This window comes from Rhodococcus globerulus (assembly GCF_019334125.1).
GTDB classification, from domain to species: Bacteria; Actinomycetota; Actinomycetes; order Mycobacteriales; family Mycobacteriaceae; genus Rhodococcus_F; species Rhodococcus_F globerula.
In genome coordinates, this window is record NZ_CP079698.1 from 5,478,106 (window position 1) to 5,500,557 (window position 22,452).

Annotated in this window: 24 protein-coding genes; 17 read left to right on the forward strand and 7 right to left on the reverse strand. The window is 62.2% G+C overall.

The window, feature by feature from the left end; translation table 11 throughout:
- The first annotated feature begins 42 nt into the window (after positions 1-42).
- The 5 genes from KYT97_RS25000 (at position 43) to cydC (ending at position 7,022) form a co-directional block, all read left to right on the forward strand.
- Positions 43-888: an aminodeoxychorismate lyase gene (locus tag KYT97_RS25000; RefSeq protein ID WP_219110918.1), complete on the forward strand. Its 846-nt coding sequence runs from the start codon at positions 43-45 to the stop codon at positions 886-888.
- Between the two features lie 172 nt (positions 889-1,060).
- Positions 1,061-2,560, forward strand: coding sequence for a cytochrome ubiquinol oxidase subunit I (locus tag KYT97_RS25005; RefSeq protein WP_033233955.1), 1,500 nt, complete (start codon positions 1,061-1,063; stop codon positions 2,558-2,560).
- A 9-nt stretch (positions 2,561-2,569) separates the two neighbouring features.
- Complete coding sequence (gene cydB, locus KYT97_RS25010) at positions 2,570-3,613, forward strand: cytochrome d ubiquinol oxidase subunit II (protein ID WP_033233956.1); 1,044 nt, start codon at positions 2,570-2,572, stop codon at positions 3,611-3,613.
- 42 nt (positions 3,614-3,655) lie between these two features.
- Positions 3,656-5,344 carry a thiol reductant ABC exporter subunit CydD gene (cydD, locus tag KYT97_RS25015; protein WP_219110921.1) on the forward strand — a complete coding sequence of 563 codons (1,689 nt, stop codon included), beginning with the start codon at positions 3,656-3,658 and terminating at the stop codon, positions 5,342-5,344.
- Positions 5,334-7,022 (forward strand): thiol reductant ABC exporter subunit CydC, encoded by a 1,689-nt coding sequence (gene cydC / locus KYT97_RS25020; protein WP_219110923.1) that lies wholly within the window; start codon positions 5,334-5,336, stop codon positions 7,020-7,022. Before cydD ends, cydC begins: the two co-directional genes overlap by 11 nt.
- A 233-nt stretch (positions 7,023-7,255) precedes the next feature.
- On the opposite strand, the gene KYT97_RS25025 is transcribed toward cydC, so the two are convergent.
- The 7 genes from KYT97_RS25025 to KYT97_RS25050 all read right to left on the reverse strand — a co-directional run bounded on the left by KYT97_RS25025 (position 7,256) and on the right by KYT97_RS25050 (position 11,367).
- A complete protein-coding gene (locus KYT97_RS25025; RefSeq protein WP_172935982.1) occupies positions 7,256-7,897 on the reverse strand; it encodes a heme-binding beta-barrel domain-containing protein in 642 nt (213 codons plus the stop codon).
- A 277-nt stretch (positions 7,898-8,174) separates the two neighbouring features.
- Entirely contained in the window at positions 8,175-8,480 is a 306-nt protein-coding gene (locus KYT97_RS25030) for a DUF1416 domain-containing protein (RefSeq protein ID WP_033233959.1), read from the reverse strand.
- Positions 8,481-8,483: 3 nt separating this feature from the next.
- Entirely contained in the window at positions 8,484-9,317 is an 834-nt protein-coding gene (locus KYT97_RS25035) for a sulfurtransferase (RefSeq protein ID WP_045068818.1), read from the reverse strand.
- Positions 9,318-9,395: 78 nt separating this feature from the next.
- Positions 9,396-9,866 carry a DUF4395 domain-containing protein gene (locus KYT97_RS25040; RefSeq protein WP_045068819.1) on the reverse strand — a complete coding sequence of 157 codons (471 nt, stop codon included), beginning with the start codon at positions 9,864-9,866 and terminating at the stop codon, positions 9,396-9,398.
- Between the two features lie 154 nt (positions 9,867-10,020).
- Positions 10,021-10,107, reverse strand: coding sequence for a putative leader peptide (locus tag KYT97_RS31305; protein ID WP_353805918.1), 87 nt, complete (start codon positions 10,105-10,107; stop codon positions 10,021-10,023).
- A gap of 10 nt (positions 10,108-10,117) precedes the next feature.
- A complete protein-coding gene (locus KYT97_RS25045; protein WP_141486472.1) occupies positions 10,118-10,591 on the reverse strand; it encodes a thioredoxin family protein in 474 nt (157 codons plus the stop codon).
- On the reverse strand, positions 10,588-11,367 hold the full coding sequence (locus KYT97_RS25050; RefSeq protein WP_045068822.1) for an LmeA family phospholipid-binding protein: 780 nt from the start codon (positions 11,365-11,367) through the stop codon (positions 10,588-10,590). Before KYT97_RS25050 ends, KYT97_RS25045 begins: the two co-directional genes overlap by 4 nt.
- Before the next feature lie 142 nt (positions 11,368-11,509).
- On the opposite strand from KYT97_RS25050, the gene KYT97_RS25055 reads away from it, so the two are divergent.
- The 12 genes from KYT97_RS25055 to KYT97_RS25110 all read left to right on the forward strand — a co-directional run bounded on the left by KYT97_RS25055 (position 11,510) and on the right by KYT97_RS25110 (position 22,366).
- The gene (locus KYT97_RS25055) at positions 11,510-12,259 is read left to right on the forward strand and encodes a winged helix-turn-helix transcriptional regulator (protein WP_033233964.1); all 750 of its coding nucleotides are present in this window, start codon (positions 11,510-11,512) and stop codon (positions 12,257-12,259) included.
- 1 nt (position 12,260) lies between these two features.
- Positions 12,261-13,160 carry a mycothiol synthase gene (gene mshD / locus KYT97_RS25060; protein WP_033233965.1) on the forward strand — a complete coding sequence of 300 codons (900 nt, stop codon included), beginning with the start codon at positions 12,261-12,263 and terminating at the stop codon, positions 13,158-13,160.
- A 189-nt stretch (positions 13,161-13,349) separates the two neighbouring features.
- On the forward strand, positions 13,350-14,468 hold the full coding sequence (pstS, locus tag KYT97_RS25065) for a phosphate ABC transporter substrate-binding protein PstS (protein WP_033233966.1): 1,119 nt from the start codon (positions 13,350-13,352) through the stop codon (positions 14,466-14,468).
- Positions 14,469-14,535: 67 nt separating this feature from the next.
- Positions 14,536-15,627 (forward strand): phosphate ABC transporter permease subunit PstC, encoded by a 1,092-nt coding sequence (gene pstC / locus KYT97_RS25070; protein WP_033233967.1) that lies wholly within the window; start codon positions 14,536-14,538, stop codon positions 15,625-15,627.
- A 3-nt stretch (positions 15,628-15,630) separates the two neighbouring features.
- On the forward strand, positions 15,631-16,539 hold the full coding sequence (gene pstA, locus KYT97_RS25075; RefSeq protein WP_033233968.1) for a phosphate ABC transporter permease PstA: 909 nt from the start codon (positions 15,631-15,633) through the stop codon (positions 16,537-16,539).
- Positions 16,540-16,597: 58 nt separating this feature from the next.
- Complete coding sequence (gene pstB, locus KYT97_RS25080; protein ID WP_033233969.1) at positions 16,598-17,374, forward strand: phosphate ABC transporter ATP-binding protein PstB; 777 nt, start codon at positions 16,598-16,600, stop codon at positions 17,372-17,374.
- A 308-nt stretch (positions 17,375-17,682) separates the two neighbouring features.
- Positions 17,683-17,985: an urease subunit gamma gene (locus tag KYT97_RS25085; RefSeq protein WP_033233970.1), complete on the forward strand. Its 303-nt coding sequence runs from the start codon at positions 17,683-17,685 to the stop codon at positions 17,983-17,985.
- Positions 17,982-18,464, forward strand: coding sequence for an urease subunit beta (gene ureB, locus KYT97_RS31205; protein ID WP_045068827.1), 483 nt, complete (start codon positions 17,982-17,984; stop codon positions 18,462-18,464). The genes KYT97_RS25085 and ureB overlap by 4 nt, the downstream gene beginning before the upstream one ends.
- Entirely contained in the window at positions 18,464-20,173 is a 1,710-nt protein-coding gene (locus KYT97_RS25095) for an urease subunit alpha (RefSeq protein WP_033233971.1), read from the forward strand. The genes ureB and KYT97_RS25095 overlap by 1 nt, the downstream gene beginning before the upstream one ends.
- 21 nt (positions 20,174-20,194) lie before the next feature.
- A complete protein-coding gene (locus KYT97_RS25100) occupies positions 20,195-20,869 on the forward strand; it encodes an urease accessory protein UreF (RefSeq protein WP_245005918.1) in 675 nt (224 codons plus the stop codon).
- Positions 20,862-21,626 carry an urease accessory protein UreG gene (gene ureG / locus KYT97_RS25105; protein WP_045068829.1) on the forward strand — a complete coding sequence of 255 codons (765 nt, stop codon included), beginning with the start codon at positions 20,862-20,864 and terminating at the stop codon, positions 21,624-21,626. Before KYT97_RS25100 ends, ureG begins: the two co-directional genes overlap by 8 nt.
- Positions 21,626-22,366, forward strand: a complete 741-nt coding sequence (locus KYT97_RS25110) for an urease accessory protein UreD (protein WP_245005919.1) — start codon at positions 21,626-21,628, stop codon at positions 22,364-22,366. Before ureG ends, KYT97_RS25110 begins: the two co-directional genes overlap by 1 nt.
- The last annotated feature ends 86 nt before the right edge of the window (positions 22,367-22,452 follow it).

The following is a 22,452-nucleotide window of genomic DNA, read 5'->3' on the forward strand; positions in this document are numbered from 1 at the left end:
TGCGGGGCGTGAGCGGTGTTTTCCGTCGCTAGTGTTGAGGGTATGGCTGATCGCGTATTGGTAACTCTCGACCATGAGGTGCTCGATGCTGACGCACCCTTTCTCCATGCTGACGACTTGGCTGTCGTGCGGGGCGACGGGGTATTCGAGACGTTGTTGGTTCGGGGTGGCCGAGCGCGGGTAGTCGAAGCCCACCTGAGCCGACTGGTTCTCAGCGCCGAGGCATTGGGTTTGCCTGCCCCGGTACTCGACGACTGGCGTCTGGCGATCGAGATGGCCGTCGAGGAGTGGGGCAGCGAGAAGGAAGGCGCGTTGCGTCTCGTCCTGACGCGCGGGCGCGAGAGTGGGGACAAGCCGACGGCTTTCGTGATGGTCGGACCGGTGGCGGATCGGGTGCGGCAGGTGCGAGAAGCGGGTTTGTCGGTGATCACGCTCGAACGCGGATTCTCGGTGGATTTGTCGGCACGCGCGCCGTGGCAGTTGCTGGGAGCGAAGACGTTGTCCTACGCAACCAACATGGCTGCACTGCGCTACGCCGGCACTTTGGGGGCCGATGATGTGATCTTCGTCAGTTCGGAGGGCAATGTGTTGGAAGGGCCGCGTTCGACGGTGGTGGTCGTGCGGGACAGGACTTTGATCACACCGCCGCCCGCTCAGGGCATTTTGATGGGCACAACACAGCGTGCTCTGTTCGACGTCGCCAAGGGAGCTGGCTTCGACAGTCGTTACGAAACCCTGCGACCTGCGGACTTGATCGCAGCGGACGGTGTGTGGATGGTTTCGAGCGTCACGCTGGCGGCGCGCGTCACTACACTGGACGGCTTTGCTTTACCAGAGCCTAAAGTCGCTGCCGAATTCACGAAGTTGGTCGAACGGGCCGTCGACTAGAGAGCGGGGCCGAAATGGGCGAATAGGAATCCTCGACAGTCTCTACTACCTTGAGTAGTAGCAAAGTCCTGCGGTCCAAACCGGACAGCAGTACCGTGTCCGCAGGGGCCGAGCGAACGCCCGCGTCTCGAACCCCGAAGCCTGTCCCAGGGCCCTACTCTCGGAGTAGCCAATGGATACTTTGGACGTCTCCAGGTGGCAGTTCGGTATAACTACCGTCTACCACTTCATCTTTGTTCCGCTGACCATCGGATTGGCTCCGATGATCGCGATCATGCAAACCATGTGGGTCGTGACCAAAAAAGATCATTGGTACCGACTCACCAAGTTCTTCGGCAAGCTGTTCCTCATCAACTTTGCCATCGGCGTAGCTACCGGCATCGTGCAGGAATTCCAGTTCGGTATGAACTGGAGTGAGTACTCACGATTTGTCGGCGACGTCTTCGGTGCACCGCTGGCTCTCGAAGGTCTTGTGGCCTTCTTCATGGAGTCCGTATTCATCGGGCTGTGGATTTTCGGTTGGGGCAGGCTACCCAAACTTGTTCACCTGGCATGTATTTGGCTCGTGGCGATCGGCGTCAACGCGTCGGCGTTCTTCATCATCGCAGCCAACTCGTTCATGCAGCACCCCGTCGGAGCGGTGTACAACCCGGAGACGGGTCGTGCTGAGCTCACCAGCATCTGGGAGTTGTTGACCAACAACACCGCTCTTGCCGCATTCCCGCACGCAGTAGCAGGTGCCTTCTTGACTGCGGGAACCTTCGTCGCCGGCATCTGTGGTTGGTGGATGGTGCGAAACATGCGCCGCACCAAGACCGTCGGCCCAGCGGAGGCGACAAAGCTCGAAACCGATGCCAGGACGATGTACCGTCCCGGTGCCCGATTCGCGTTGCTGGTGATCATCATTGCCGGCATCGGCGTCATCTACACCGGCGACGTCCAAGGCAAGCTCATGTTCCAACAACAACCCATGAAGATGGCGTCGGCAGAGTCGCTGTGTGAGACCGAGATGGATCCGGATTTCTCACTCTTGACCATCGGAACTCACAACAACTGCGACAGCGTGACTCACGTAATCAAGGTGCCGTTCGTTCTTCCGTGGCTGGCCGAGGGCAAGTTCACCGGTGTCGAGCTTCAAGGCGTCAACCAGCTGCAGGAGCAGGCCGAGCAGGACTTCGGCCCCGGCAACTACCGTCCGAATCTCTTTGTCACGTACTGGTCATTCCGCGCGATGATCGGCCTCGCCGCCGGTTCCGCAGCCTTGGCACTTGCCGGTCTGTGGGTAACCCGCAGGGGTCGGGTACCGGACCAGAAGTGGTTCGGAATCCTGAGCCTCGTCGCGATTCCCATGCCGTTCCTCGCCAACAGTGCGGGCTGGATCTTCACCGAGATGGGCCGCCAGCCCTGGGTGGTGCATCCCAACCCGACCGGCGTGGACATGATCAGACTCACTGTCGACCAAGGTGTTTCGGACCACGCGTCGGCAACGGTCTGGGTCTCGTTGATCACCTTCACCCTCCTGTACGGCGCTTTGGGTGTCGTCTGGTTCAAGCTGATCGTGCGATACGCGAAGGAAGGCCCGTTGGAACACGACATGCATCCGCCGGGAGATACCGACCACGAAGAGCCGGAAGATCCGGACAAGCCCAAACAACTGTCGTTCGCGTACTAGGAGGCGATCATGGGACTTCAAGAAGTATGGTTCGTGCTCGTCGCAGTACTGTTCGTCGGCTACTTCGTCCTCGAAGGCTTCGATTTCGGTGTCGGAATGCTCATGCCGATTGTCGGCAGAGGCAGTGGCCTACCGGCAGATACGCGTCGACGCGTTGCGCTCAACACCATCGGCCCGGTCTGGGACGGCAACGAAGTGTGGCTCATCACGGCCGGTGGTGCGCTGTTCGCCGCGTTCCCCGAGTGGTACGCGACGTTGTTCTCCGGCTTCTACCTACCGCTGCTGATCATCCTGGTGGCCTTGATCGTTCGCATCGTTGCCATCGAGTGGCGAAGCAAGATCGACGACGACAAATGGCGTCAGCGTTGCGACTGGGGCATCATTTTCGGCTCCTGGGTTCCCGCAGTTCTGTGGGGCGTGGCATTCGCGAACATCGTTCGGGGCGTGGAGATCAATGCCGACAAGCAGGTCGTTTCAGGATTCTTCGATCTGCTCAACCCGTACGCATTGCTCGGCGGCCTGACCACTGCTCTGGTGTTCGCGCTGCACGGCGCAGTGTTCCTGGCACTCAAGAGCGCCGACGAGGTTCGCGAAGATGCGGTGAAAATTGCTGCCCGACTCGCGATTCCGGCGGTTCCGGTGGCCGGCGCATTTGTACTGTGGACCCAGCTTGCATACGGCAAGGGATGGACGTGGATTCTGGTTGCCGCTGCGGCAGCAGCATTGATCGGCGTTATCTTCCTGACCCGCGCTGAAATGGAAGGGTGGGCGTTCGTGCTCACCACGGTGGCCGTCATCGCGACCGTCGTGCTGCTGTTCGGCTCCCTGTTCCCGAATGTCATGCCGTCGACGCTGGATCCGGCGTACAGCTTGACCATCGAGAACGCGTCGTCGAGTCCGTACACGCTCAAGGTGATGACATGGGCCGCGGCGTTCATGACGCCGATCGTGATCATCTACCAGGGCTGGACGTACTGGGTATTCCGTCAACGCATCTCCACCAAGCAGATTCCACCGTCGATCGGGCTGAAGTTCAAAGCCAAGACGTGGTAAATCCGGCATCAGTGCCTCGAAAGAAGTGACGGTCGAATTCAAGTGACAATCGAGGTAGGCGACGTTCCCACCACTCGGGAGCGTCGCCGCGGACCGATCGATCCGCGCCTGTGGCGGCATTCCGCCTCTGCGCGTGGATATCTGATTCTGACAGTCGCCCTGTCGATGATCAACGTCGTGATGGTCATAGTCTCGGCGCTCATGATCGGCCGGGTGCTGGCCGGAGTCATCACCACCCGAACCGTCGATATTTCTTCGTGGACAACCGAACTCGGCGTCCTCGCAGGCGCTGTCGGGATTCGGATACTGGGAACCTGCCTGCAAGCGCGGTTTGCTCACCGCGCGTCGACCCGTGTGGTGGCCGAGATCAAGGAGGGTGTGCTCACGTCGGCGACGGCGATGAGTCCCCGCGATCTCGACCCACGTCGAGATGAAATCGCTACGGTTCTCACCCGTGGTGTCGACGGTCTGGCTCCGTATCTGACGGGTTATCTACCGTCGTTGATCCTGTCGGTGACTCTGACCCCGATCACGCTGATAGTTATTGCCCTGCAAGATATGACGTCGGCAGTGATCATCTTGATCACGTTGCCTTTGATTCCGATCTTCATGATCCTGATCGGATTGCTGACAAAGGGTAAGTCCGAGAAGACCCTGGCTGCGATGACAACGTTGTCGTCGCAATTGCTCGATCTCCTCTCGGGTTTACCCACGTTGCGAGCGCTGGGTCGCCAAGACGGTCCGGCCGAGCGGGTTCGGGAACTGGGCGATTCGCATCGCCGCACCACGATGTCCGCGCTGCGGGTCGCCTTCCTGTCGTCGATGGTGTTGGAATTCCTTGCAACGCTGAGTGTTGCGTTGGTCGCAGTCAGTATCGGCTTGCGGCTCGTGTACGGGGACATGTCGCTGGAGCCAGGCGTCGTTGCGTTGATTCTTGCCCCGGAGGTGTATCTGCCGTTGCGGATGGTGGGAATGCAGTTTCACGCAGCCGAGGACGGAATGGCGGCTGCGGACAAAGCTTTCAGTGTCATCGAAGCGGACACCTCTGCACCCGTCGGCGGCGCAGTCGTGGTTGATGCGCGCGGCACGGACATCGTTTTCGACACGCTGAGCGTGAATTCGCGTGGTGGTGTTGCGCCGTACGAGCTTTCGGGAGTGGTGCGACCCGGTGCGATCACGGTGCTCACCGGAGCAAATGGTTCCGGCAAGTCGAGCGCGGCGCAGGCCCTGCTCGGGTTGATCGAACCCAGCGGTGGTTTTGTGAGCGTCGGCGGAACCGACGTTCGACAACTCGACGAGAATACGTGGTGGGCGCAGATCGCTTGGCTGCCGCAACATCCGGTCATGTTGCCGGGAACCATTCGGGAAAACCTCCATCTCACCGGACCCATCGACTCCGATGCGCTGCAAAATTCTTCTGCGGCCACAGGGTTCGACGGAGTTCTTGCCGAACTGTCGTCAGGTCTCGATACCGTGGTGGGGGCCGGGGGTGTCGGTCTCTCGCTCGGGCAGCGGCAGCGGCTGGCACTGACACGTGTGCTGTCGTCCGATCGGCCCGTCCTTGTGCTGGACGAACCCACCGCCCACCTGGACGCGGATTCGGAAACTACGGTCCTGGATGCATTGCGAGCGCGAGCGAAGGGCGGCGACACCGTCATAGTCATCGGACATCGCCCCAGCGTGCTTGCCGTCGCAGATCAGATCATCGAGGTGCACGCACATGAGAACTGACCACCGCGATCCGTTGCTGCGCGCACTGGGTCTCCTCGAACTGCAACCACGACGCGTACTCATCGCTGTCGCGGCCGGAGTGGCGACGCTCGGCAGTGCTCTGGCGTTGGCGGCGCTGTCGGCCTGGTTGATCACCAGGGCCTGGGAAATGCCGCCGGTATTGGATCTCAGCGTTGCTGTTGTCGCCGTGCGTGCTCTGGGTATATCCCGGGGTGTATTCCGCTACTTGGAGCGTCTCACGACGCACGATGTTGCGCTGCGCGGGACAACGTCCGCGCGGGCCCAGATATACGCGCGTCTTGCAGCGGGTAACCCGGCTGCGGCCGCCGGCCTGCGCCGTGGCGACTTGCTTGCGCGTACCGGAGCCGACGTCGATGCAGTTGGTGATGTGGTGGTGAAAGCACTTGTCCCCATAGCTGTATCGGCTGTTCTTGCCGTTTCCGCCGTGGGCATCTTGATGTTCATCTCCGTGCCGGCGGCAATGGTCTTGGCGATCGCGCTCGCGGTCTCCGGAATCCTGGCTCCCTGGCTATCGGCCCGCGCTGCTCGAATTGCTGAATCCGACAGCTCTTCTGCTGCTGTGCGATTCAGTGCGTCAGCGGTCACCGCGCTCGATCATTCTGCCGAGCTTCGAGTGGCGGGACGTTTGGACGCTGCCGTGTCCGACGCGGTGTCGGCCGAAGGCGACGTAGTCGATGCTACCGACCGCGCTGCGGTGCCGAGCGCATTTGCCGCTGCCGCAACACCTCTCGCAGTGGGAGTCAGCGTCCTGGCGTCGCTGCTCATCGGCATCGTGCTCTACGGGAATACCGACATGACACCGATGGCACTGGGCATCCTGGTATTGCTCCCGCTCTCGGCGTTCGAGGGAACTGCGGCTCTGCCCACTGCTGCAGTGGCATTGACCAAAGCCCGGTTGGCGTCGGCGCGAATCATGGCGGTACTCGACCGCGCAGACGAGGAGATCGCAGAGGGCGACAACGCGTGGCCCGAGTCGGATGTCCTGACAGTCGACGGACTCTGCGCTGGGTGGCCTGGAGGCAACGTCACCGCGCCACTCACGTTCGAGGTGCGTCCCGGCGCGCGGATCGCGTTGATCGGCCAAAGCGGATCAGGAAAGACAACGGCCCTGATGACGATGGCGGGGCTCCTCCCACCGGTATCGGGGACAATTTCCGCTGGCGGCGTTCCGATTTCAGAGATCGAACCAGCAGAGCTTCGCCGACACATCGGGTTCTTCGCAGAAGACGCACATCTCTTCGAGACCTCCGTGCTCGAAAATCTGCGAGTAGCGCGCGGCGATCTCACGCCTACCGCCGCGGCGACAGTACTCGGTGACGTCGGCCTGGGGGAGTGGCTCGCTCACCTGCCCGACGGACTCGACACCGTTCTCGTCGGCGGCATGCGAGCAGTCTCAGGCGGCGAGCGTCGGCGTTTGCTGCTGGCCCGGGCAGTCGTCTCACCCGCGCAAATCCTGCTGCTCGACGAACCAACCGAACACATGGATGCCGAAGCCGGCGCGGAGGTGCTGCGTGAACTGCTCGGACGAGACGGCACTCTGCTGGCTCCGCATCGGACCGTCGTGGTCGTCACCCATCAACTTCCGGAACACACTGGAGCTGACCAGGTGATATGCGTCGGAAATATTTCGGCGGAAAATAGATTGCCGTCGCGGTGAAGTGGGCGTACTTTCTCCTGTACACAAGGAAGGAGGTGGTCTGAAATTGAAGTACAGACGGACGCGTGAGGTGGCTGCCAGCTAGCCGCAATCGCTGACGGAATTCACTTACCGCAGGAGCGGCCGGCGAATCCCGGGCAGCCACCCGACCCCCGAGCCCCCGATCAGTCCGACCGGGACCCACGCGAAAGCGTGGGTATGGCTCGGGGGTCGCTTCGTGCGGTGGGCAGCAGTTAGCCGATGTAGCGGGTGAGCCGCGCCGAGTAGCGCGGTTCGAGCGCGCCGTCCGCGAGGATTCGCTCCTCGACGTATGCGAGGTCGCCACCTTCGACGATGCCGTAAAGGCGCTTTGCGCCGCCGTACAGTGCACCGGACTGGCTGCGGATCACGACGTCGGTCGCGAGCTCCCACGAGGACTGGGTGAGCGCGGTTCCGTAGTACATTTCGACGACGCCTGAGCTGTGGGTGAGGAGTAGTTCGACTACTTCCTCGTTCACGCTGCCGGGGATGCCGTCGCCGCCCATGCGCCAGTAGCCGCTTTCGCGCGTGTCTGGCTTGGTGTAGTTGCCCTCGGCATCGAGAACCCAGGATCGGGATTCCCAGCACAGGTAGGGGCCACCGTCGTGGGAGATGACGATTTGTTGTCCGAAGGGGTAGTCGCCCGTTTCCGGGTCGTGCCCTTCGCCTTCGCCGCGCCAGACGCCGACAAGCGGCAGCAGGGCGAGAAGGGCGGGATTGATGTCCGGGCCGAGTCGCAGATTTGCGGTGTCCTCGGGGACCGGGAGATCCGGGAGAGTGGGAATGTTGAGTGAAGCTGTCGACTTGGAACGTTCGACAGCTATTGCGACTGCCTCATCCCCGCTTCCGCGCCTGATGGCACCTGAAGCGGTGGAATCGTCAGCTGTCGCGTCAGACCCTGATCCCGGAGCTTGACTCACGATTCGTCGGTGACCAAACGGTAAACGACGTACACGGAGAACCAAGCGATCATGACGGATGCGAGTGCGAGAAGTACCTCGAAGAAGATGACCACGTGCCTATCTTAGACGGCCTCGACCTGCCGGAAAAATCGGGAGGCTGTGACAAATCAAACGACAAGAAAAGGTCCCGCATCCTCCTGGGATGCGGGACCTTTGCCGGTGAGTCCGGAACTTACTTGCTGACCGTGACATCCACGTTGTGGACGCCCGATGTTTCGGGGTTCACGGCGCTTGTGCCGTTGCCGGAGCTGGAGAGTGCACGCACAGTCCAGGATCCGGGGGCGGCGAAGAAACGGAAGTCGCCGGTAGCGGACGCGACGACCTCGGCGGTGAATTCGTCGGAGCCGTCGAGCAAGCGCACGAATGCGCCGCCGATGGGCTGGCCGTCAGCCGCGAGGACACGGCCGGTGATGACGGTTTCCTTCTCGACGTCGACGCCGGCAGGCAGGGTCTGACCCTGAGTAGGTGCTCCGCACATGTTCTATGCTCCCAATTCGATCGGTGCGCCGACGAGTGAGCCGTATTCGACCCAGCTGCCGTCGTAGTTCTTGACGTTGCTCTTGCCGAGGATTTCCTGCAGTACGAACCAGGTGTGGCTCGAACGCTCACCGATGCGGCAGTAGGCAATGGTGTTCTTGGTGTCGTCGAAGCCCTTGTCCGCGTAGAGCTTTGCAAGGTCGTCGTCGGACTTGAAGGTGCCGTCTTCGTTAGCGGTGGTGCTCCACGGGATGTTGATCGCTGTGGGGACATGGCCACGCTGCTGAGCCTGCTCCTGCGGAAGGTGCGCGGGTGCGAGGATCTTGCCGGAGAACTCGTCGGGGCTACGGACGTCGACGAGGTTGACGGAGCCGATGGAGGAGATGACCTCGTCGCGGAATGCGCGGATCGAGAAGTCGGGTGCCTCGGCCTTGTACTGCGTTGCGGGACGGGTTACTTCGTCCTTGGACAGCTCGCGCCCGTCGAGTTCCCACTTCTTGCGGCCACCGTCGATGAGCTTGATGTCCTTGTGGCCGTACAGCTTGAAGTACCAGTAGGCGTAAGCGGCGAACCAGTTGTTGTTGCCACCGTAGAGGACGACGGTGTCGTCGTTGGCGATTCCCTTGGCCGAGAGGAGGTCTGAGAACTGCTCCTGGTTCAGGAAGTCACGGCGGACGCTGTCCTGGAGGTCCTTGCGCCAGTCGAGCCGGACTGCACCTTCGATGTGGCCGCCGTCGTATGCACTGGTGTCCTCGTCCACCTCGACAAAAACGGTCTTGGGGGCGTTGAGGTTCTGCTGCGCCCAGTCGGCGGAGACTAGGACGTCGGAGCGAGCCATGGTGTTCCTTTCGATGTGGTCGTGCTCGATATGGTCTTGCGGGGGTATGTGTCCGGTGGGGTCACCGGTGATGCGCTTTCACGCGGTGGTTGCTCTTCCGATTGTGCGGAATCGCGTTACGAGTGGGTAGATCTGGCAGCCGAGGCAGATGCCGAAGGCTGCGTTCAGAAGAGCAGCGAACAGGGCAAATCCTGTGGCGACTGTGCCGACGACGGTGGATCCGGCAAGGAATCCGACGGTCCCGGCGAGCGCGAAGACAAAGCCGACGAACTGTGCGAAGCGCAACGGCGCAACAGGTTCACGTTCGCGCACGGGTGAGATGCGAGGGGCGACGAGTTTGCCGAAGATCAGTCCGTACGGGCTGCGCTTGGGTCCGGTGACGGCGCCGATCGCGAAGACTATTGCCTGCAGTGCCAACAGTGCGGTGGCGGCGGGCAGAGAGAATGTTGAAAGGATCAGTGTCAGAACAAGTATCGCGGTGGTGATCCACGCGGCGAACCGCGGACCGCGCACGTCGACCTGCTCGGATTGCGAAGTGGTGGTGGACATCGGGTGTGCTCCTGCGTTGGTTGCATGGTGCCTGCCTGGGCCGAGAATTTCAGGCTTCAGGCTCGGAGATATGTGGGCTGGAAGGCCCGTTATCGGCGAGAGTGATCACGTGAGCGAAAGGCTCGAATCTCAGCGAAGGCTGAGCGCTGGGTGATCAGCAACAAGAACAGCAACAACCACCGAGGCGGCACAGGTCTACTGCGCGGCGTCGGGTGAGCATGAGCTCGTGGCGGGTTTGCACGGTTGGGAGTTTACCCTGCAGACGGCGAATTTGGGGTACCGGGTGTTGAGAAGGGCGCGAGCGCGCTTGTGAGGTCCGCGGTGGACGGCACCCCGGACACTCGGAATCGTTCCACCAGGTCGCGGTCGAGGATAAAGGTGGTCGGCAACGACAGGACGCTCATCTCACGCGCAAGCGCCGGGTTCTTGTCGATGTCGAGTTCAACGTCGACAGGTGGATGAGGGGCGTTTGCCATTGTGGTCACCACCTGATCGACGACGCGGCGGACGGCGCTGCACGGACCACACCAGTCTGCGGAGAAATGCAGGACGACTGGTCCGGAGTCGGGCGCTATACCTGCTGCGGCGAGGAGTTCGATGCGGCTGCCGACGGCTTCGGAGGTACCCGAGCCGCTGGCTCGAACGGCTCCGCTGCGTGATTTGAGGAGCAGTCCGACCGCGACAACGGCGACGAGGGCGATGAGTAGAACTGTGATACCGGTCATTGGTTCTGCAGATCTGCGAGGTTGATGACTGTGTTTTCCGTGCTGCCTTCGATCACTATGCGACCGCCTTCTGCGTAGACGAGGCTCGGCTTCAGATTGAAGGGAAGTGACTGTGGATCGATGGTGTAGCTGAACATGCCGAGGACGATCGGCTCGAGAACCGCCGGGATCGAGAAGTTCGCTTCGCCTTCGGGGCCGAAGTAGAGATTGCTTGCCACGATCTTGACCTGATCTCCCTCGAGCACGAGGTTGGCCTGAACGCTGACCGCGGTGTCGATGGGGCCGACGGGGACCGTTCCGCTCAGAACGATCGCGCCCGCGGTGCTCGCCCCGGTACCGCCGCTGCCGCCCGTACCGTCGGACTTGTCGGCAGGAGGAGAGGAAACCTGCAGGTCAGGTATATCGAGGAGCTTGCCGAGGTCCGTGGCGTTGATGCCCATTCTGCCGTCGAGCTTGTCGACGGGAAGTTCGGTCACCCTGCCGTTGACCAGGTCCGAGAACGGGACGGTGACGCCCCGCAGATCCGCTTCGACGGTGACTTCGCCGACGATGTTGCTCTGGACTCCGGTTGCCCGGATGTAGACGTCTTCGTACTTGCCGCCCAGCGCTTGCGTGAGGAACGGGAAGCCGTTGAACGTGACTTCGGGGTCGGCATCGAGTGATGCGCCGGCTCGTAGCTCGCGGGAAACTCGGTATTCCGCGTACGCGGCGGCACCGAAATCGGCGACCAGTCCGAGGCCGAGGAGGAAGACGATGCCGATGATCAGTTTGCGCACAGCACCATTGTGACGGACTCCGTCGTAGGTTCGGTGCGACGGTCCCAACGGCGCGCACGCTAATGTAGGGACCGACCAAAAGGGTCGAACTACCAGAGCGTCGCCCTGTCCGGGGTGCGCGGGCTACTAGATAGGAGGCCGTGTGGAGCTGCTTCTCCTCACCTCCGACCCCAACCCGGATGCAGTTCTTCCGGCGTTGGCGCTGCTGGCGCACTCGGTTAGGCCTGCTCCCACTGAGGTTTCGTCGCTGCTCGAGGCAAGTTCGGCCGACATCGCGTTGGTCGACGCACGCACCGATCTGGCTGCCGCACGAGGGTTGTGTCGATTGCTGGGAAGTACGGGATCTGCCGTGCCGGTCGTGGCTGTCCTGACCGAGGGCGGGCTTGTTGCCGTCAACGCGGACTGGGGGTTGGACGACATTCTCCTGCCCGGTACGGGACCCGCTGAGGTGGACGCCCGATTGCGGTTGTTGCTCGCCCGCAGTGGCGGCGTTGCCAGTCCCGAAGCGTCAGGAAAGATCACGCTGGGCGAATTGGTTATCGACGAGGGGACGTACACGGCACGACTGCGTGGACGGCCCCTTGATTTGACTTACAAGGAATTCGAACTGCTCAAGTACCTCGCGCAGCATGCGGGACGGGTGTTCACTCGTGCGCAGTTGTTGCAAGAGGTGTGGGGTTACGACTTCTTCGGTGGCACCCGGACCGTGGATGTTCACGTGCGTCGGTTGCGGGCCAAGCTCGGCACCGAATACGAATCCTTGATCGGTACAGTCCGAAATGTCGGATACAAGGCGGTTCGCCCGACGCGTTCCAAGAACGGGGCTGCGGCGCCGATTCGATTCGAGGACGACGATGTCGATTACGAGGCTGCAGACGGATCGGTGTTGTGACATGAGTTGGAGCGATGTGCTGACGCCGGATCAGGCTCGGCAGGTGTCGGGACTTGTCGACCGTGCAACGGAATTCGACGGCAAGGCGCCGGTTTCCGAGCAGGGTCGGCACGCGATTGCCGGCCGTGGTCAGGCTCGGCACCTCGTGATCCTCGACGACGGTGTCGTCGTCGGATACGCCCAACTGCAAGCCGGTTCGGACGAGCACCCGGACATGGCGGAACTCGTCGTGGATCCTGCTCACAGGCGGCAAGGTATCGGAACTGGCCTTGCCGCTTCGGTTTTCGACGAAGGCCGACCGGGAACGCGAGTCTGGGCGCACGGAAACATCGACGCGGCAGTGGAGTTCGCCAAGAGTCTGGATCTGGTCAGTGTTCGTGAACTCCTCCAGTTGCGCAGACCACTCGGTGCTCCGCAGCTTCCGGAAATTGTTGTTCCGGAAGGTGTTTCGCTGAGGACGTACCGCGGCCGCGAAGACGATTCCGAGATCTTGCGGGTCAACAACGCCGCATTCTCGTGGCATCCCGAGCAAGGTGGCTGGACGCAAGCGGAGATCGATGAGCGAACCGCCGAGGGGTGGTTCGATCCCGCCGGGTTGTTTCTGGCGTTTGCGGACACCGATCCGAACACGCTTCTGGGGTTTCACTGGACCAAGGTTCATCCGCCCGAGGGCGACGAACCGGAGCTCGGTGAGGTGTACGTCGTCGGTATCGATCCGGCGGCGCAGGGACGCGGGCTCGGTCGGGTTCTGACGCTCGCCGGCATGCACTACCTGCGTGAGCGGGGTCTCGATACGGTTCTCCTGTACGTCGAGGGAGACAACACGGCAGCCCTCAACACGTACGAGAAACTGGGCTTCGAAAAGTTCCACACCGACATGGCCTATGCCCGAAATTCCTGACTTTCTCAGGCGACTCGAATAAATCTCCGGTCTGTTCATGCTCCGTTCACTTTGTGTGGTCCAGCCGGACACCGCGCCCCCCTACTTTTCTCTATGGGCAGCGCCGCGCTGCCTGATGCAGTAATGCGCTGCATCTCATGTCGCCGCCTGATCGTGGGCCCGGCGGTAGCTATTTCCGGAGGACCGAAGGTGAATTTCAAGCGCAGTGGTGCTCTGCTCGGCGTAGTGGCCGTGGGTGCTATGACCTTGGCAGCATGTGGCAGCGACAACAACGCATCGTCGAGTGGTGTGGACACATCCGCTTCGACTGCAACATGTGAAGGCAAGGAAAAGATCTCTGCGGCTGGTTCATCGGCGCAGAAGAACGCGATGGATCAGTTCGTCGCCACGTACATCGCTGTCTGCCAGGAAAAGGGCAAGACAGTCAACGTTGCTTACAACCCCAGTGGTTCGGGTGACGGCCGCACCCAGTTCATCGCCGGCCAGATCGACTTCGCCGGCTCCGACTCGGCGATCAAGGACGAGCAGGCGGACAAGGCCAAGGAGCGTTGCGTCGGCGGCGAAGCCTGGAACCTTCCCCTCGTTTTCGGTCCGATCGCGGTGGCCTTCAACCTCGACGGCGTCGACAACCTCGTGCTCAATGCCGAGGTTCTTGCCAAGATCTTCAACGGCGGCATCACCAACTGGAACGATCCGGCCATCGCTGCCCTCAATCCGGACGCGAAGCTTCCCGATCTGAAGGTCACGCCCGTGATCCGCTCCGATTCCTCGGGAACCACGGACAACTTCCAGAAGTACCTCGAGGCAGCATCGAACGGTGCCTGGACCTCGGGTGCCGGTTCTGACTTCACCGGTGGCGTCGGTGAGGGCGCCAAGGGTTCGGCCGGAGTCGCTCAGGCAGTTTCGACGGCACCGGGCTCCATCACCTACGTCGAGAAGTCGTTTGCCGATCAGAACAAGCTGTCGATGGCCGAGATCAACACGGGCACCGAAGCTGTTGCACTGACCAATGACACTGCTGCCGCGTCGATCTCCGGCGCGAAGTTCAAGTCGGACGCAACCGGCGACCTGACGCTCGACCTCGCGTCGATCTTCAAGACCAACGAAGCCGGCGCCTACCCGCTGGTTCTCGCGACGTACTCCATCGTCTGCTCCAAGGGCTACGACGCCGATACGTCTGCCGCTGTGAAGTCGTTCCTGACGAGTGCCGCGAACGAGGGACAGGCCAACCTTGCCGAGCAGGGTTACGTCCCGCTGCCGGCAAACGTGCAGGACCGTCTGAACGCGTCGATCTCAGCCATCGGCTGATTCGACCGCGGACTCGTACGGACAAGCCCATGGATCTACATTCAAACGTGAAGGAATGTGAGCGCACATGAGCGACGCGCCCATCACATCAGCATCTCGTTCCTCCGGCTCCGCAACCAGCGGAGCCGGGGTGGGCGGTCCGAACGGCATCACGGAGGACACGATTACTTCCATCAAGGCTTCAGAAGTCGAGCAGCCACCGAAGGACGACGGTCCGGCCGGCGGTAGCAGCAAGACCGTGACCCGACCGGGTGACCGCATCTTCAGTTCGCTGGCTTCGGGTTCGGCCATCTTCATCACCGTTGTCATCGCGGCGATCGGTGCCTTCCTGATCTGGCGCGCCGTCCCTGCGTTGAGCCGCAACCAGGTCAACTTCCTGACCAGCCGTGAATGGGTCACGCAGGACATCAACGCGATGGCGTTCGGTGTTCTCGACCTCTTCCAGGTCACGGTCCTGGTGTCGCTGTTCGCTCTGGTGCTGGCGATGCCGATCGCGCTCGGTATCGCGATCTTCCTGACGTCGTACTCGCCTAAGTGGCTCACGCGTCCGCTGTCCTACACGATCGACCTGCTCGCGGCAGTCCCGTCCATCGTCTACGGACTCTGGGGCCTGCTCGTGTTCGCTCCGGCGATCACTCCGGTTGCCGTGTGGCTCAACGACACTCTCGGCTGGTTCCCCCTCTTCGCCGACGGCAGCGGTTCCATCACCGGCGGCGGCACCATCTTCACCGCCGGCATCGTGCTGGCCGTCATGATTCTTCCCGTCATCACCGCGGTGACCCGCGAGGTGTTCATCCAGACCCCGCGCTCGCAGATCGAAGCCGCACTCGCGCTCGGTGCGACCCGTTGGGAAGTTGTGCGCACCACCGTCATTCCGTTCGGTAAGTCCGGCTACATCAGCGGATCGATGCTCGGTCTCGGCCGCGCACTCGGTGAGACCATGGCCCTGTACCTGATCCTGCGCACCACCTCGCAGGCATTCGGCTGGTCTCTGTTCGACGGCGGATCGACCATCGCCTCCAAGATTGCCCTCGGTTACGCGGAGTTCAACAACGACATCCAAGCGGGTGCGTACATCGCAGCCGGTCTGGTGCTGTTCGTCCTGACCTTCGTGGTCAACGCTGCTGCCCGCGCCGTGATCGCCGGAAAGAAGGACTGACCCATGAGCACCACTCTGGACCGCCCGGTCAAGGCGCCCACCTTCCAAGGCGTCGGAGCAAAGCGTCGGGCCACGGACGTCACTGCGACGATCCTGGTCAGCCTCGCCGTTCTGGTTGCCCTCATTCCGTTGGTCTGGGTGCTCTACACGGTGATCGCAAAGGGCCTGCCCGCGTTGACGTCTGCGACCTGGTTCACGAACTCGATGAGCGGCCTGACAGCGTCGGCGTCCGGTGGCGGTGTCTATCACGCACTGGTCGGCACCTTGATGCAAGGCGTTGTGTGCGCGGTCTTCTCGATCCCGCTCGGAATCTTTGTTGCCATCTACCTGGTGGAGTACGCGGACCGTAAGTCCAAGCTCGGCAAGCTCACGACCTTCATGGTCGACATCCTCAGCGGTGTTCCGTCCATCGTGGCCGCGCTGTTCATCTACGCACTGTGGATCGCGACGTTCGGATTCCCCAAGTCGGCATTTGCCGTCTCGCTCGCGCTGGTGCTGCTGATGGTCCCGGTCGTCATCCGATCCACCGAGGAAATGCTTCGCATCGTCCCCATGGACCTGCGTGAGGCGTCGTACGCACTCGGTGTTCCCAAGTGGAAGACCATCTCGAAAATCGTTCTGCCGACGGCACTTCCCGGCATCATCACCGGCGTCATGCTGGCCCTGGCCCGCGTACTCGGTGAGACCGCGCCGCTGCTGATCCTCGTCGGCTATGCACCGTTCATCAACTTCGACCTGTTCAACGGCGAAATGGGCACGCTGCCTTCGCTTATGGTCGCCGAGATGAACAACCCGACCGACGCCGGCACCAACCGCATCTGGGGTGCCGCCCTGACTTTGATCCTGCTGATCGCGATTCTCAACATCGTCGCCAAGCTGATCGGTCACTTCTCACAGGTCCGCAGCAAGTGACGCGGCAACAGAACATGTTTGTACTCGACAGCATTAACAACTCAGTAGGGAGCCGGTAATGGCCAAGCGTCTGGATCTCAAGGACGTCAACATCTACTACGGCAAGTTCCACGCCGTTGCCGATGTCGGCCTCTCCGTCCCACCTCGGAGCGTCACCGCGTTCATCGGTCCTTCCGGTTGCGGTAAGTCGACCGTGCTCCGGTCCCTCAATCGCATGCACGAGGTCATTCCCGGTGCGCGCGTCGAAGGTTCCGTGTTGCTCGACGGTGAGGACATCTACGGCTCCAACGTCGATCCGGTCGGCGTTCGCAAGACCATCGGCATGGTGTTCCAGCGACCCAACCCGTTCCCGACCATGTCCATCAAGGACAACGTCGTCGCCGGGTTGAAGTTGCAGGGTGAGCGCAACAAGAAGCGCCTCGACGAGGTTGCCGAGCGGTCCCTGCGCGGAGCCAACCTGTGGAACGAGGTCAAGGATCGCCTCGACAAGCCCGGTGGAGGACTCTCAGGCGGCCAGCAGCAGCGTCTGTGCATCGCGCGGGCCATCGCGGTCTCGCCCGACGTCCTGCTCATGGACGAGCCGTGCTCGGCTCTCGACCCCATCTCGACTTTGGCGATCGAAGACTTGATCACCGAACTCAAGAAGGACTTCACCATCGTCATCGTCACGCACAACATGCAGCAAGCTGCTCGCGTGAGTGATCAGACCGCGTTCTTCAACCTAGAGGCAACCGGCAAGCCGGGTCAGCTCGTCGAGATCGACGACACCGAGAAGATCTTCTCCAACCCGACGCAGAAGGCAACTGAGGACTACATCTCGGGCCGCTTCGGATAAACCGCTTCGGATAGACACTGCACGACCATGTTTCACCCCCGTTTCCAACAGGAGACGGGGGTGAAACTTTTTGGTGGTGGTGATAGTTCCCACTTCGGCCCGCAGCGCCGAGCATCGTTGGGCGCGCGAATAATTCGATGAGCAGCGCAAGTGCGTCCATCGGGCGGCGGAGTGGCCGACAGTGTGAATCTCGTAGATACTGGCGACGCTTCGGGCAATGCTAATCTCGCCCAACAGTGTGCTGTCGAATCTGCGTCGTCAGCACAGTGCCAGATCATTTTTCGTTCCACAACCGGAAGGGCTAGTCAGTGCACCTCACCCCTTCAGATACCGAAAAGCTGCTGTTGAGCGTTGCGGGCATGGTCGCTCGCGATCGACGCGAGCGCGGGGTACTTCTGAATTACCCCGAAGCGATGGCGCTGATCTCGTGTTGGATTCTCGAGCGGGCGCGTGACGGTATGACGGTTGCGGAACTGATGAACGCCGGTCGCCAGGTGCTCACGCGCGACGACGTCATGGAAGGGGTACCCGAAATGATTGCAAATATCCAGGTGGAGGCCACTTTTCCGGATGGTCGCAAGCTGGTCACCGTGACGGAGCCCATCCGATGATTCCCGGCGAAGTGCGGGTGTCTTCCGAACCGCTCGAGTTCGGCGCAGATGCTCACAGGATCACGCTTGTTGTCGTCAACGACGGCGATCGACCTATCCAGATCGGATCGCATCTGCACCTTCCGGCGGCCAACCCGGCGCTGACATTCGATCGCAAAGCGGCCGACGGGTTTCGGCTCGATATTCCGTCCGGGACCTCGGTGCGTTTCGAGCCCGGAGTCTCTCGCACGGTGACGCTGATCGAACTCGGTGGACTCAAGCGAGTTCCCGGCCTGCAGATCGGATCCGGCGACCAACTGCCCACCCATGCGCGCGAACCCAAACCGGTGTTGCCGTTCGGGACACCGGGCGTCGAGGTGGAGGAACCGCTTCGGGCGTCGTCGGTGAATGTTCGCATCAGTGACATCGCGGCCACGGATGGCGCAGTAGCGACAGACGAAGCAGCGCAGAGTGACGACACAGACGAGGTGACCGCGTAGTGAGCACGATGGATCGGCGTGGATACGCGTCGCTGTTCGGCCCCACCGCGGGCGACCAGATCCGGTTGGCAGATACCGACATCTGGATCGAGATCGAACACGACTACACCGCAACCGGTGACGAAATGGTGTTCGGCGGTGGCAAGAGCATCCGTGAATCCATGGGGCAGGGCACAACCACCCGGGATCAGGGCGCACTCGACGTGGTCATCACCAATGCGGTGATTCTCGATCACTGGGGAATTGTCCGGGCAGACGTCGGAATTCGTGACGGCCGCATCGTGGCGATCGGGAAGTCGGGTAACCCCGACATCATGAACGGCGTGCATCCCAAGCTGCTCATCGGGCCCAGCACCGACGTGATCGCCGGGGAGGGAAGGATTCTCACCGCCGGGGCGATCGATACGCACGTTCATATTCTCAGTGAGATCGAGATGCTGGAAGCGCTCGCCACCGGCACGACAACAATTGCCGGCGGTGGCACCGGACCGACCGAGGCCACCAAGGCCACGACGGTCACGCCCGGCGCCTGGTCGCTCACGATGATGCACCGCGCGCTCGACCACATTCCGCTCAACGTGCTGCTCCTGGGCAAGGGCAGCACCGTCAGCCACGAGGCGCTTCGTCAGGAAGCGCTCGCCGGGGCCGGCGGATTCAAGGTGCACGAGGACTGGGGTTCCACCCCCGCCGCGATCGACGCAGCCTTGCGCGCTGCCGACGAATTCGGTCTCCAGGTGGCACTCCATGCCGACAGCCTCAACGAAACCGGCTACGTACAGCACACTTTGGACGCTATCGCCGGTCGAGGCATTCACGTATTCCACGCTGAAGGCGCAGGCGGTGGGCACGCTCCCGACATTATCGTGACGGCCGGTGAAGCGAATGTTCTTCCGGCATCGACCAATCCGACGTTGCCGCACACCGTCAACACGGTTGCCGAGCATCTCGACATGCTCATCGTGTGCCACGCGCTCAACCCCCGGGTGCCGGAGGATCTTGCGTTCGCAGAGTCTCGTATCCGCCCGACAACCATTGCGGCAGAGGATTTCCTGCACGATATCGGCGCAATCTCCATCACGTCGTCCGACGCTCAGGCCATGGGCCGGATCGGTGAGGTAACCCTGCGAACCTGGCAGGTAGCGCACGTGATGAAGGCGCAGCACGGCAAGCTGGGCTCGTCGATGCCCGCCGACAACGAGCGTGCCCGTCGATACGTCGCGAAATACACGATCTGCCCCGCAGTGGCGCACGGTATCGATCACGAAATCGGCTCGGTCGAGGCCGGAAAAATGGCCGACCTGGTCCTGTGGGATCCCGCATTCTTCGGGGTGCGTCCGGCCGCGGTCATCAAGGGTGGCGCGATAGTCGCTGCGCCGCTGGGAGATCCCAATGCCGCGATTCCGACGCCTCAGCCGGTGTTCGTGCGTCCCGCGATGGCGTCCGCACCGGGTTCGGCTCCACACCTGTCCACGACCTTCGTCTCGCCGATGGCAATCGAGGACGGGTTGGCAGGCCGACTCGGGCTCACTCGCACGCTCACCGCGATCCGCCCGACGCGTCATCTCACCAAAGCCGACATGCCGAACAACACGGCACTACCGTCCATCGACGTCGATCCGGAGACCTTTGCCATCAAGGTCGACGGTGATCTGATCCAACCCAATCCCGTCGATGTAGTGCCGATGGCTCAGCGCTACATGCTGTTCTGATGCCCGGTGCGAGTTGAGATGATGTCCGCCGAGATAGCGTCGATGCTCCTGGCCGACGGGCGTCTGCCTACCGGTGGGCACGCGCACTCGTCCGGGCTGGAACCGGCATTGGCGGCCGGGCTGCACCAAAGTCAGGTTCCGGATTTCATTCGAGGTCGACTCGAGACGGTCGGACTGGTCGAAGCCGCTGCAACGGTGATTACGCGGCGCTGGGCCGTAAGTGAGGGTGGTGCAGACGAACTCGAGGCCATCTCGAACGAATTGCTCGCTCGCACGCCCAGCGCGCCGCTGCGTGAGGCGTCCATCCAGCTCGGACGTGGGCTGGCCAGGTTGGCGTCGCGGTTGTGGCCGGGGCACCCCGCGGTGAAACTCCTCATGGCGCTACCGGGGCATCCGATGCGGCCGTTGGCATTGGGAGTGTTCACCGCCGTCTCCGGCATGGACGATCTGGCGGCGGCGCGATCTTGCCTGTACGACGACGCGCAAACCGTCGCATCGGCGGCACTGAAACTACTGCCGGTGGATCCGGCAGAACCGGTCGAATGGCTGCTGCGGGCAGCCCCGACCATCGAGACCGTCGCCGCGGCAGCCGTCGCGGTCGAGAGTGCCTCGGCTATACCTGCAACAACAGGACCGTTGGTCGAACAATGGTCACTAGAACACCACGCTCGATCCAGGAGGATTTTCCGTGCTTGACAATCTGAACACAACCACCGATACCGCAACTGCTGCAAGAGGTTTGAGGCTCGGTGTTGCCGGCCCGGTCGGCACTGGCAAAAGCACCCTGATCGCCACCATCTGCCGCGAGCTCGCGTCGGAGTTCGAGATCGCGGTTGTCACCAACGACATCTACACCGATGAGGACGCGCGACTGTTGCGCGCCGCAAACGTCCTGCCGATCGAGCGCATCGTCGCAGTCGAGACCGGGGCGTGCCCGCACACGGCGATCCGTGACGACGTGACACCCAATCTGATTGCGGTGGAAGACCTCGAGCGCGAATTTCATCCCCTCGACATGGTGATCGTGGAGAGCGGCGGCGACAACCTCACTGCGACGTTCAGTCCCGCACTCGTCGATGCGCAGATCTTCTGCATCGATGTTGCCGGCGGCGGCGATGTCGCGCGTAAGGGTGGACCCGGAATCGAGCGCGCAGATCTGTTGGTGGTCAACAAGATCGACCTGGCTCCGTATGTCGACGTCGATGCCGTTCAAATGGTTGCCGATGCAACAGCAGCACGCGACGGACTGCCCGTCCTCGCGCTCAGCCAGAAGGACCACGCCACGATCGATCAGCTCAGCGCGTGGCTGCGCAAGGTCATCGCCGCTCACCGCGAGGGCAATCATGTGCCCCAGGACCCGGGACCGATGGCACCGCACTTCCACGCCGATGAAGAAGACCACGACCACGACCACGGACACGGTCACGGGCACAGTCACTCTCACGCTCACTGATGACTGCGGGAGCTACGCGGGTCGTCGTTGAGCGAGTGGGCGGCACCGCTGTTGCCAAAGAGTTGATCTCCGGGGATTTCCTGGCGCCACGCCTGGTGAGTGCTCACGGGTTGCACGTGCGCGTTGCCCTGGTAGGACACAGCGCGACACTGTTGGCCGGTGACAACCTACGCATCGAGTTCGACGTGGCGCCGGGAGCGTTCCTCGAGGTGCTCGAGCCGTCCGGCACCGTGGCGTACAACGCCCGCGGCGGTCACGCATCGTGGACGGCTTCGGCGACGGTGGGTGCCGGCGGCGCTTTGGTATGGCGAGCGGCGCCCTTCGTGGTAGCCGGCGGCGCGGATGTCGCTCGGCGAATTGACATTTCGCTGCAGCCGGACGCGGTTGCCCTGCTCGACGAGATGGTGGTGTTCGGCCGTACCGGTGAGATCGGTGGCGCACTGCGTTCGGATCAGCGCATCACCGTCGACGGGACGCCGCTTCTGGTGGAGACTCTGGACTTGCGAAGTGTTCCCGATCGTTCCCGTCCCGGTGTTCTGGGAGGACATCGGGTTATCGGCACCACCATGTTGCTGGGGATGAAGACCTCGGACGCGGCCGAGGGGCATGTGAGCCCCCTGGCCGGTCCGGGCATGCTGGCCCGGGCTGTTGCAGACCAGGCGCATGAGGTGTCTGCGGCCTTGGACCACATCAGCTTGGATTGGCGTGCACGCGTGGCGAGTCGGTTCACGGAGGACTAGATTCCTGCCGTGACGTAAGACTCCGCGCGAGACTCTCACACCTGGAGGCCGTTGTCGTCCAAGATGAGGAGAGGCGAACGTCGAGG